This is a genomic window from Dehalobacter sp. DCM (genome assembly GCF_024972775.1).
GTDB lineage: Bacteria > Bacillota > Desulfitobacteriia > Desulfitobacteriales > Syntrophobotulaceae > Dehalobacter.
In genome coordinates, this window is the sequence record NZ_CP092282.1 from 1412927 (window position 1) to 1425456 (window position 12530).

Below are 12530 nucleotides of genomic sequence, written 5' to 3' on the forward strand. Positions count from 1 at the left end.
TCGCTAATGAGCAAATTAAAAAAAGTATATCCGTTTGCCGCAATTGTCGGCCAAGAGGAAATGAAAAAAGGATTACTGTTAAATGCCATTAATCCCAAGCTGTCCGGAATCTTAATCAGAGGGGAAAAAGGGACGGCCAAATCAACAGCTGTCCGGGCGCTGGCGGCCTTGCTGCCGGAGATAGAAGTTGTCGCCGACTGCATTTTTGGCTGCAATCCGGACGATGCGGCCAGTATGTGCGGCAGTTGCCGGGAACGCCTGGCAGCAGGGGAAACACTGCCCAGGACCAAACGACGGATGCGGGTGGTAGATCTGCCGGTATCCGCTACCGAAGACCGGGTTGTCGGAACGCTGGATATCGAACAGGCCATCAAAAAAGGAGAAAAGCGTTTTGAACCGGGAGTACTGGCTCAGGCCAACCGGGGGATCCTTTATGTCGATGAAGTCAATCTGTTGGATGATCACATTGTGGACGTGCTTTTGGACTCGGCGGCTATGGGAGTCAATACCGTGGAGAGAGAGGGTGTGTCCTTCAGCCACCCCGCCAACTTTATTCTGGTGGGAACCATGAATCCGGAGGAAGGCGAGCTCAGGCCCCAGCTTCTGGACCGCTTCGGACTCTGTGTGACGATAAGCGGGATTCTTGATCCGGCGTTGCGGGTGGAGGTCGTTAAACGGCGGGCTTTTTTCGAAGAGGCACCGGAAGATTTTGTGGTTCAATGGGAAGGGGAAGAAGAAAAGCTGCGTCGGCAAATCAGCCAGGCCATGGGGCTTCTACCCAAGGTCAGCATCTCTGAGGAAATGCTTTATATGATTGCCCAGATTGCGATTGAAATGGGTGTGGACGGGCACCGGGCTGATTTGGTCATGATGAAAGCCGCCAAAACGATGGCCGCTTTAAATAATCGGGAGAAAGTCAGTAAAGAGGACGTTCAGCAGTCGGTTGATTTGGCCTTGCTTCACCGGATGCGCCGCAAGCCGTTTCAGGAGTTGGGGATTGACAGGCAGAAGATCCAGGGTGTGATGAGCAAAAACTAAGAACAGAGTATAAACGGTTTGATTAACGCAGCCGGAGGAGTGAGCGTATGTCGGTAAAAATCATATTTCTGACTTCAGTGGAGGGTGATATTCCTACCTTGGTTCAGGGAGGTAAGCAGATCATTGCGCAGTATGGGCCGGTGATAGAAATTGTGGCCCGGACCAAAAACGATTTGGCCACGGAGGAGCGTATTACGAAATTAACCAAGAAGATTCAGGATGCTTGTCTGGTCATGATCAATCTGATGGGAGGCAAAGAGACCCTGCCGGGTTTTGACAGGGTGGTGGAGACAGCTGCAGCCTGCGGAATCCCTTTGCATGCCCAACCTTCGGCGCCGATGCCCACCAGGGAGTTAAAGGAGCTTTCGACGGTAGCGCCGGATGATTATGCCCTGATTCAAAAATACATCTATTACGGGGGAAAAGAGAACAATGTCAACCTGCTGCTTTGGGCAGCCAACCGTTTTGGCGGGCATACCTTTCCGGTGGTCGAACCCAAGATGCTTCCCTGGGAAGGAATCTACCATCCGCGTTTTCCTCAGGGAATCAGTCTTCAGGACTATTACCAGCAGAATTGCATCCCCGGCCGTGTGACAGTGGGCATATCTTTTTACCGGAGTCACTGGCTTGCCGAAAACACGTTTTTTGTGGATGCCCTTATTGCGTCTTTGGAAAAGCAGGGCGTCAATGTCCTGCCGGTATTCCTCTATACGACCCGTGACGAGGAATTGGGAAGCCAGGGTTTGCCCTGGGAGATTGAAAACTATTTCATGCAGGATGGTCAACCGTTGATTGATGCGCTGATCAGTTTACTCAGTTTTTCCCATTATTCATCATCGTCTCCCAAAGGGGCGGACGGCAGTGTTGACTTATGTCTGGAAAAGCTAGGCGTGCCGGTGATTAAGGCGATTGCCTCCATGAACAATTATCAGGACTGGTCCGAAACCATCCAGGGATTAAATCCCTTGGATGTTTGTATGAGCGTGGCTTTGCCTGAGTTTGACGGAGCCCTGATTACGGTGCCGGTCGCGACCCGGGAATATGGCCAGCAGGACCCCCTGACCGGCGCCAGTACCGTCTATTACCGGCCTATTCCCGAACGGGTGGACAAAGCGGCCAGGATGGCCGTCAACTGGGGAAGACTGAGGCACAAGCCCAATGCGGAGAAAAAAGTGGCCATTATCTTTCATAATTATCCGCCCCGCAATGACCGGATTGGCTGTGCTTTCGGATTAGATTCGGCGGCCAGCGTGTGGAATATCCTGCGGGATATGCAGGCAGCGGGATATGTGCTGGAAGCGTTGCCGCAAGACGGACAGGAATTGATCGAAAACATCATTCAACGGGTAACCAACGACCGGCGCTGGTCCAGTCCCGAACAAATGGCGAGGCTGGCTGTTGACGGTGTGACCCCGGAAGAATATAACAATTGGTTTGCAAGTTTTCCGAGTAAGGTGCAGGAGCAAATGACAGGTGACTGGGGAAGGGCGCCGGGCGAAGTATTCAACTATGATGACCGACTGCTGATCCCGGGGATTATCAATGGCAATGTTTTTATCGGCTTGCAGCCTCCCCGGGGTTTCGGGGAAGACCCGGCTAAGATCTATCATAGCCCGGATGCTTCACCAACCCATCATTATCTGGCCTATTACCGCTGGATCAGGGACGACTTTCAGGCGGATGCCATTATGCATATTGGCAAGCACGGTTCGCTGGAGTGGCTTCCCGGCAAGTCGGTGGGCCTTTCCGCAAGCTGCTACCCGGACCTGGCCATTACCGATCTGCCGAATATTTACCCGTATATCATTAATAATCCCGGGGAAGGGACTCAGGCCAAGCGCCGAAGCTATGCCTGCATGATCGATCATCTGATTCCGGTGATGACCAATGCCGACGCCTATGATGAGATGGCTGGCATCGAGGTGCAGCTGGAGGATTATTATCACGCCAAAACCCTTGATCCGGACAAGCTGCCGCATCTGCAAAAGCTGATCTGGGAAAAGGTGGTTGCAGCTGATCTGGATAAAGACCTGAATATCGATCAGGATACCGCCCTGGCTGATTTTGATGAATTTCTGGAAGACCTGCACGGCTATCTGAGTGAAATCAAAGATACCCAAATCAGAGACGGTCTGCATATTTTTGGAGAGCCGCCGCTTGACGCCCGTTTGGTGGAAATGCTCGTCGCTTTGACCAGGCTGGCTAATGGTTCAGTCCCTTCCTTGCGGCAGGCCGCGGCGGAAGTACTGGGTTATGATTATGACGAACTGCTGGCGGAAAGAGGAAAATTGCTGCCGGCTTTGGGAAAAACCTGCGGGCAGGTTCTGGATGAGATTAATGTCCTGATTCTGAAGATGATGGACGAATTATTCCAAAAGGATTTTCAGGTTGAAGCAATTCCGGCACTCTGCAGACAGTTTCTGAATAAGACTGCCAAACCGGTGGAACAGGCGTTGCGCTACGCGGCAACGACGCTGGTGGAAAAATTAAATAAAACGACTGACGAGCTGGCCAATACACTGAACGCCTTAAACGGCGGGTTCACGCCTCCGGGACCATCCGGCGCGCCGACCAGGGGGATGGCGGATATTCTGCCTACAGGACGCAATTTCTATTCCGTTGACCCCCAGGCCATTCCTTCGCCGGCAGCCTGGAAAGTCGGTGTCAGTCTGGGTGATGCGCTGCTGGAAAGATATTTGGCGGATGAGGGCAAATACCCGGAGAGTATCGGGATCATCATTTGGGGTACCGGCGTCATGCGGACCAAAGGGGATGATATTGCCGAAATCCTGTATTTGATGGGAATCAAGCCTGTTTGGGAGGAAAGAAGCGGCCGGGTGAAAGGGCTTCAGCTCATGTCCCTGGAAGAGCTGGGGCATCCCCGCATTGATGTGACCCTGCGGATCAGCGGCTTATTTCGCGACGCTTTCCCCAATATCGTATCTTTGCTGGATGAAGCGGTGGAAATGGCGGCAGGCACAGAAGAGAAGGATGAAGACAACTATCTGGCCAAACATGTACGCCAGGAAATTGAAGAATATATGCAGGCAGGAATGGATCGGGAGACAGCCGCGGAATATGCCGGTTTCCGGATTTTCGGCTGCCGCCCGGGGGCTTACGGGGCCGGGGTCAGCAATGTGATCGAAGCCAAGAACTGGCAGGATGAAAAAGACCTGGGCGAGGTGTATGTCACCTGGGGCGGTTATGCTTACGGGCGTAAAACGTACGGCAAAACCGTGCCGGAAGTATTCAAGAAGCGCTTGAGCAAGCTGGACTTGACGGTCAAGAATGAAGATAACCGGGAATATGATTTCCTGGACAGCGATGACTTCTATTCTTATCATGGCGGGATGATCGCGGCCGTTAAAGCTTTCAAAGGCCAGCTTCCCCAGTCTTACAGCGGGGATTGCTCCGATCCGGACAGGGTCAAGATGCGTTCCACAGCGGAAGAAACCAAGCATATCTTCCGCAGCCGGGTTCTCAATCCCAAGTGGATCGCCGGTATGCAGCGGCATGGTTATAAAGGAGCCGGGGATTTGTCGGCGTTGGTCGACAATATCTTTGGCTGGGACGCGACGGCGGAGGTCATGGAAGACTGGATGTACGAACGGCTGGCCAAAACCTATGCCCTGGATGAGAAGATGCAGGAATGGCTGAAGGAAGTGAATCCGTTTGCCCTGCAGAATATCACCGAGCGGCTGCTGGAGGCTATAAAGCGCGGCATGTGGGACGCCAGTCCCGAGATGGTGGATGAACTGCAGGAAATCTATCTGGATGTGGAAGGAGAGCTGGAGGGGCTTTCAGATAATTAAGAAAATCGTTTGGGGTTAAGTCAGATAGTATTGTTGTTAATGTTATTAAAAATTGCATAAAGTAGTTTATGGTGCCCAGTTAAGGGAGAATAGGGAAGTCCGGGGACAGGCGAGAAGCCTGAGAAACGGCGCGTACCCAACACTGTATACGGCGATGAATCTCCACTTCGGAAAATAGGAGAAGCCTTTTTCTGAAGCAGAGCCACTGGATTGAACAATCCAAAATAATTGTTTCAAATTTCCGGCAAATAGTTGTCAAGAAAAGACAGAGGCAGATCATGAAGAGGTATTCAATGGTTAAAAAAAGGATAAAAACGAAAAGTCATCTCTCAAAACGGATAATGTTGGTCGTTTTCGTTTTGTTGTGTTTGATCCAGACGGTATTAATTTCGTCTGAACCGCTTTTGGCGGCAGACTCAACCTTTGATACCGTAGAAGGAAAACTGCAGTGGGGGGACGGGATAGCTGTCACTGAAGGTCAGGCGGTTTTTCAGCTGAAAGAACAGGAGAATCAGTCTCCCGTGAAGCTGGGATGGTTCTGGCAGGGCTCGGGACAGGTGTGGGCTTCGGTGGAGTTTTCCGATCGGAACAGCATTTATTATGTTCTGGAAGGGACAACAGCGCCGGCAATTGATAAAACAACGTTTATCGATAAGAACGGCGTTCCCCGAATTATTGTACCGATCATGGTGGAAGTTCCCACAGGAACAGTATCTCTGGATTTGCTACAAGACTATTGCCGCTATTTCGGGAAGAACGACGTCAGGGCAACAAAAGTGCGTTTTGGTTTCGATGCGACCGGGTTAACCGAAATAAAAAACGTTGCTGTCGATGCGGTGGCGTCGGGTGATGGTCTTGTCAATAGCGGCGACAGTGACGTTTTAAAGGATATCTACTTGCAAATTGAAATTCCTCAGGGCAACAAGGATCGTTATTATCTTGTTCAGGATGTTGAAATCCCGATTCAGGTCGAGGTCAGAACCCTCTTGGATCAGAACGAGAACGGAACCCTGACGATCAGTTTCCCTAAAACGTTAACCGTAACAGCATATGATCAAACCAAGCTGAGCCTTGACGCTGAAAACAGGCTGTCCATGCCGCTTACTATGGGAACGGGGTATGATGCGGAACGATTTGTCATTATGGCCAAAGCATCCGGCTCCGGCAGCCTGTCCGCCTGCGTGCAGCTTGGCGCCAAAACGGAAAACATCGCTGCTGAAATCGCCTGTCCTGATCTGGAGACTATCCGCGATGGCCTTGTGCTGTTGGACGAAGGTGTTTATCCGGAACAGAAAACCGCGCATAAGGTCACATTAAAGAAAGAACTGAAGAATTATATAAAAATTCAGGAAGATGTCGTATCCACGCTGCATCGGCTGTTTGGCACGCTGGAGTCCTATGACAATACGGCGGGGATGGCTTGCGGCGTGCTCCAAAACAATACCGGGTATTCTTTGCCGATCCACATCAAGTTTTCAGTGCTGGATGAGAACGGAAATGAAAACACGAATTTTCGAGGCGCCGATATTCTGAGAGAGGATTCAATCGATCCGCCTGTACCGGAAACCGTGATCAGTGTGGCCAATGCGACAACCCAGGACTTTAAAATGCCGCTTTTCGCCAATGTTTACTCTATTAAACCCGGTATCTACGACGGGAAGCTGGAAGTCTCACTGTTTGGCAGTGATACTGTGCTCGCGGTCCGGCAGCTGAATCTGCATGTTGAAAAAGAAAGCCGTCTCCAGATTCTGATCGGACTGGCAGCCGTAATCCTGTCCCTGGGCAGTATTTTACTGATGGCCTTCAAACAGAAAAAGTGGATCAAGCAGCTGAAGACTAGTGAAATCATTTTGATCGCGCTCTTTACCGCAGTGCAATTCTCCATTGTCGATATCCCCTGGTTTGTTTTCGGGGATGTCCTGCGCGCGGTATTAGGTCCTCTCGGGCCATTTATGAGTATCGTCACAGGGATATTTAATGATATCCTGCAAGCCATGTTTTTAGTGGCCTTGATCGTGCTGGTACCGAAGCCCGGAGTCGTCATTATTTCCGCTATTGTCCGCATCATCCTGCAAGGGATTGCTTTTGGCACGTTTAACCCGATTACGATTCTGTTGATGCTGTCGTATGCCTTTTTGGCGGATGTCCTGCTTAATCTCAGCGGATATACCAGCGGGAGAAAAACTTTTCGCGAAAGTTGGGCCACATTCTCTGTTCTGGGCGTTATTTTTTCCATTCAGCATGTTTATTCCACCTATACGTTCTATTACATCTGGATGTATCTCTACCGTCTTTTCTATCCGGACTGGTATATCAATGTCAATGCCGCTGTTTCCGTAATTTATTCTATTATGGGAGCTGTTATGGGTGTGTACTTGGGGAATAAATTAAGGCGGGTGGTTGAATAATGCGGACGAGATTTCTGGAAGCGGAATTAAAGGATACCATATTTCACCGGCTGGATGTCCGGACCAAGATGCTGATGCTCTTATGTGTCGCCGTTCTCGGCATGGCGCTGGAGCAGTGGAAGGCTTTAGCCGTTGTTTATCTGGCAGTATTGGCGCTGGCAGTGGTGGCCCGGCTGTCTGCTGACAAGTGGAAAGCACTGTTGATTCTTTCTTTTCTCACCTTGTGGGGGATGATGTGGGTTCAGGCGATTTTTTATAACGCCTATCCCCGGACACCGCTGTTATATCTGCTGCCGCCGATGGTCATCAGTCCGTCGACGCCTCTGCTCGGCGGCTTATGGGAGGGAATCGCCTTTTATTATGAAGGATTTACCTACGGCATGGCTCAGTCATTGCGCATGATTGCGCCCATGACCCTCGGTCTGGTGATTTTCTGGACAGAGGATCCGGTGAGAATACTGACCGGACTGAACAAACTGAAACTACCCTATGCGGTATGTTTTATGGTGATGACTTGTTTGCGCTTTATCCCGATTACTTTTGCGGAAGCCAAAGTCACTTTGGATTCGCAGCGCCTGCGCAAATACAAGCCGTTTGAAGCCAAAGGGGTTATCTTGGGCTATGGAATATACAAAACGACGGTTCGGGTGCTGGTACCGCTGCTGGCCAATTGTGTGCGCAAAGCGGCCAATATGGCCAAGAGCGCTGATTCGCGGGCCTTCCGGGCTTCGGATCAGCGAACGGAGTTGCACGAGGTGAAAATTAAGGCCGGAGACAAAATGGCGGTGCTGCTCTTTGTCGGCGTTCTGATTGTGATTCTGGCCTGCAAACTACTGCTGTATCTTTCGGAAGCAGACCGGTTTACCAGTGATCTTTTTGTACCGATTTATTGGTTCACCCATCGCTTTTTATAATACGGAACAGCAAATTTCAGCGTATTGCTGACAGCGCAAGATGCCGAATGAATGGAGGAGGATTGCCATGATCAAAATTGAGAATCTGTCGTTCAGATACCCGACGCGGGAAGAATACGCCCTGCAAAACATTAATTTGGAAATAAAGAAAGGTGAGTTTGTTTTGCTGACCGGCTCAACGGGTTGCGGGAAAACGACCTTGCTGAAGTGTTTGAACGGTATCATCCCGCATGAATCCTCAGGCGAATTGGGTGGGAATGTTTGGATAGACGGTATGGATACCCGGGAACAACCGATTAACATCCTGGCTCAGAAGGTTGGTCTGGTCTTTCAAAATCCGGACGAGCAGCTTTTCTCCACCCGGGTTTTGGATGAGGTTGCCTTCGGGCTGGAAAACCTCTGTTGTCCGTGGGAGGAGATGCGGGCAAGGATTGAATGGGCGCTGGCCAAAGTCGGCATGGCGGCCTATCAAAACCACAGCACCAACGCCTTGTCGGGAGGACAAAAACAAAGGGTGGCGGTGGCCTCTTTATTGGCTTTACAGCCGGAAATACTGGTGCTGGATGAGCCCATCAGCCAGCTGGATCCCAGTGGTGCTCAGGGAGTCCTGGAAGTCGTCAAGAAGCTGAGCGACGACGGCATCACCATTATTCTGGTCGAACACCGTATCCACGAGGTCGCTGCCTGGGCCGACCGGATTGTCGTCATGGATAAAGGCAGAATCGAATTGAATATTCTATCCGAGGAAGTCGGTGAGCATCTGGATACGTTTCAAACGCTGGGTCTGCGAAGTCCGCGGGGAAATAATGATTTTAAGGTGCGATTGCAGGAGGCGGCATCCGCGGCGGTTAATCCTGTCAGAACCATGGCGAAGACGCGGAAAGCGCAAAAAAAGAAAGACCTTGAGACCCCAAGGCCGGCCCTCGGGAACGAGCAGGGAAAAAAGGCAAAGAAGCTGGTTGAAGTCAGCGATTTATGGTTCTCCTACGATAAGAAAAAGGCAAAAAACAAAGCGGAATGCACCTTAAAAGGCCTTGATCTGAATATCTACGCAGGAGAAATCGTGGGGGTGCTGGGGGAAAACGGCAGCGGCAAAACAACCCTGATGCAGCATCTGGCCGGACTGCATCGCCCGCAGAAAGGCCGGGTAAGTATCGAAGGGAAGGATACGGCGAAATATGATGCTTACCGGCTGGCCGGCACGGTGGGGATCCTGTTTCAAAACCCTTCGCTGATGCTGACCTGCGATACGGTCTATGAGGAGGTAGCCTTCGGCCCCCGTAATTTAAAAATGGGGAAGGAAGAAATCGCGGCCCGTGTTGGCCGCTGCCTAAACCTGATGGAACTTGAAGAATTAAGAGTATGCCATCCGCAGACCTTATCCGGAGGCCAGCGTCTACGCTGTGCCGCTTCGACGATTCTGTCCATGAGTCCGGAGGTTATTTTGCTGGATGAACCAACCAGCGGACAGGATATCCTGCATATCCGGAAATTGATGGTCCTTTGCCAGGAATTGGTTAAGCAGGGTAAGGCCGTGGTCATGATTACCCACGATTTTGAAATCGCCGCCGAATACTGTGACCGGATTATCGTACTGAGCAACGGGAACATTGTCCTGGAATGCAGGCCGCAAGAAATACTTGGGTCGTGTGCGCCGGCGGGTGCCAGTCTGATCTAAAACAATCAGAGTCAGTTATTCCGGAGTGAGAGGGCTTGGTTCGGAAAAAATGATTTTGTTTCAATATAAATAGGTAAGTGTTTACTAACTGATTGAAGGAGGAAGATTTCATGTTCCCGATAAAAAAAGCAAAATCAACACTGATTATTTCCCTGATAACAGCTTTAGTGCTGGCGGTCAGCGGCTGCAGCCAATCCGGCGCAGCATCCGGCAGCGCGCAGACCAGCCTGAAGCCGCAGCTGGAACTGGTAAGCGAGATTGCCATGGGCGACGTAGCCGAAGATAAAATTCCCGACGTGACCGCCGCCAGCTGGACCTTTGCGGTGCAGCCCAACAGCCCGATTGTCAGCCCGGACGGTAAAAACGTCCTGGTCGTCGGTGAGGACAAAATGACGTTTAACGACACGACCACCGGAAAGGAGCTGTGGAGCAAAGCGACTTACGGCGGGATAGCATCGTACCTTGTGGACAATAACCGGATTTATATGGCAGAAAAATATGCCAGCAAAAAGGAAAAAGAACACGGCTATATCATTTGTCTGGATAGCGGCACCGGTAATGAACTCTGGAAATATGACGTCCAGAGCGACCTGGGTCCCCTTGTGGCCGCCAATATGCCTGCGGGTACCGCGCCCAGCACAAGCTGTTCGATTAAACTTGTGTTGGATGAAGGCAATATTTATGCAACCGGCGGGACAAGCTGGAAAATAAAAGAAGATAATAACAAGGCTGAAGTATTGCTGTGCATTAATGAAAACGGAAAACAGGTCTGGAAGAAAGAATTCAGCGGCTTACCGGGATTGATCAGCATGAGCAGCCTGCGTTTCATTGACGGCAAACTGGTCATGGGCAATTACAGCTACGGCGACAGTATCAGCGGTCCGGCCTGTGTGAGTGCTTTCGATACCAAAACCGGGGAACTGGCCTGGAAATATGAGATTCCGAATGATCCGGAGCTGGCTAGTTCGGGGGCGACCAATGTGGCTGTTGAGGTGGTCGGAGATAAGGTCGTCGCGGTGGCGCACTTTGGCAAAGCGGTGGTGCTGGATGCCAACGGCAAGAAAATCAATGAGTTTATCGCCTATAAACCGGAGCAGAACCAGAATTATACTTTGTACACAAGTGTTTATGCCAGTGGTTTGGCTGCCGGCAAGGATGAAATCATTATTTGCCCCGGTTCGACTACCGTGAAAGGGGCCAGTGATGTCAAGGTCGACGTTCAGCATTCGGATTCTAACTCCGTCATGGTCTACAGTCTGAACGGGGAACTAAAGTGGAAATTCCGTTTGGGCGGCCAGGTTTCCGCCAGTCTGGTCAAAGACAAGTATTTGCTTCTTTCAACCCTGCACAATGCCAATACACTGGATTACAGCTATTGCGGCGTCTATGTTTTTGACCTTACTCAAAAGACAGATGACACCAATATGGATACCTCGGACCAGAACGTTCTCGATAAATACGTTGGTTTTTATAAGACAGACGGGGCAGTGCTTTATAACTGCCTGAGCGCGTCGGATGACGGAAAAGTTATTTGCGCCACCACCTATCCGACACGAGCCGGTGCGGCAAAAACCGGCAAAAACTCCTTGTATATCCTGAAAATTAATTAATACGATATAAAAGACAATAACCAAAAGACCGCAGCCAAAACCCCGGCCTTCCTTGGTGAAGGCCGGGGGTATTGGTCTGCAGGAGGCAGATAAATGGAATCATTTTTATTGCAGCAGCCGGAAATATTGCTTGAGGTATTGCGATTCAGCCTGCGGGCTTTCCTTTGGATTATTCCGGGAATACTTGTTGTGAACATGCTCATCGAAATAGGTCTCCTGCAAAAGCTTGTCGCCCCAGTGGGCTGGTTTTTCAGAAGATTTGCCAATCTGCCCCCGGAAATCGCCTCTGCTTTTCTTGCCAGCTTCGGTTCGTCCTATGCCGGGGGCTCCATGCTCGTCAATTTTAAAAACAGAGGACTGCTGAACGACCGGCAGGTCCTGCTTTCTTCCATCACGTTTTCGATCCCTTTTCATATTCGGGAACTCTTTTCCTATTATATACCGATTTCTTTTTCGATATTGGGATTAACACTTGGCGGCATGTATATTGCTGTCCATACGATAACCATTATTGTCAAGTTCTTTTTTGTGATTGCAGCGGGAAGATTAACCCTGCCGGCAAAAGATAATAACGAAAGTTACAGACAAGCCGAAGCGGAGAAGCCTTTTCCAAAAGATTGGGTCTCTGTTTTTAGAAAAAGCACCCGGGAGTGCTTCCGAACGGTAAAACGAATGGCAGTAAGCATTCCTTTGGCGGCTTTGATTATATACGAACTAAGCGCTTTGGGGGTATTTCAGCTTTTACCGGTTCAGGCGGAGAGTCTTGGCTTGCCTTCCTGCAGTACGGCTTGCCTGATAACCTATATGGCAAATTCACTGATGGGCCTGACTGCAATAGCGGCCTGCTTCCAAGGGGCTGAGCTGACGCTTATCGAGGCGATCAAAACCATGCTATGGGCAAGTATTTTGGCGGCACCTGTTTTTTTGATCCGGTTTTCGGGAACCTATTATTTTGGGGTATATGGCCCAAAATTAGGTTTAAAAATCGGATTGATTTCATCCGGGTTGAATATTTTTGTCTATGCGGTTTGCCTGGCGGCAGTCTCTTTGTTTTAAGAAAGGAATGGGTT

7 protein-coding genes are annotated in these 12530 nt (G+C 50.4%); all 7 read left to right on the forward strand.

Features of this window, described 5'->3' with window-relative positions:
* The first annotated feature begins 6 nt into the window (after window positions 1–6).
* The 7 genes from LPY66_RS06685 to LPY66_RS06715 all read left to right on the forward strand — a co-directional run bounded on the left by LPY66_RS06685 (window position 7) and on the right by LPY66_RS06715 (window position 12516).
* Window positions 7–1038 (forward strand): ATP-binding protein, encoded by a 1032-nt coding sequence (locus LPY66_RS06685; RefSeq protein ID WP_337987315.1) that lies wholly within the window; start codon window positions 7–9, stop codon window positions 1036–1038.
* Between the two features lie 47 nt (window positions 1039–1085).
* Window positions 1086–4850, forward strand: coding sequence for a cobaltochelatase subunit CobN (gene cobN, locus LPY66_RS06690; RefSeq protein ID WP_337987316.1), 3765 nt, complete (start codon window positions 1086–1088; stop codon window positions 4848–4850).
* Window positions 4851–5143: 293 nt separating this feature from the next.
* Window positions 5144–7258, forward strand: a complete 2115-nt coding sequence (locus LPY66_RS06695; protein ID WP_337987317.1) for a hypothetical protein — start codon at window positions 5144–5146, stop codon at window positions 7256–7258.
* Window positions 7258–8172, forward strand: a complete 915-nt coding sequence (locus tag LPY66_RS06700; protein ID WP_337987318.1) for an energy-coupling factor transporter transmembrane component T family protein — start codon at window positions 7258–7260, stop codon at window positions 8170–8172. Before LPY66_RS06695 ends, LPY66_RS06700 begins: the two co-directional genes overlap by 1 nt.
* A gap of 67 nt (window positions 8173–8239) precedes the next feature.
* Window positions 8240–9850, forward strand: coding sequence for an ABC transporter ATP-binding protein (locus LPY66_RS06705; RefSeq protein WP_337987319.1), 1611 nt, complete (start codon window positions 8240–8242; stop codon window positions 9848–9850).
* A 110-nt stretch (window positions 9851–9960) separates the two neighbouring features.
* Window positions 9961–11460: an outer membrane protein assembly factor BamB family protein gene (locus LPY66_RS06710; protein ID WP_337987320.1), complete on the forward strand. Its 1500-nt coding sequence runs from the start codon at window positions 9961–9963 to the stop codon at window positions 11458–11460.
* 93 nt (window positions 11461–11553) lie between these two features.
* Window positions 11554–12516, forward strand: coding sequence for a nucleoside recognition domain-containing protein (locus LPY66_RS06715; protein WP_337987321.1), 963 nt, complete (start codon window positions 11554–11556; stop codon window positions 12514–12516).
* Window positions 12517–12530: the final 14 nt, after the last annotated feature.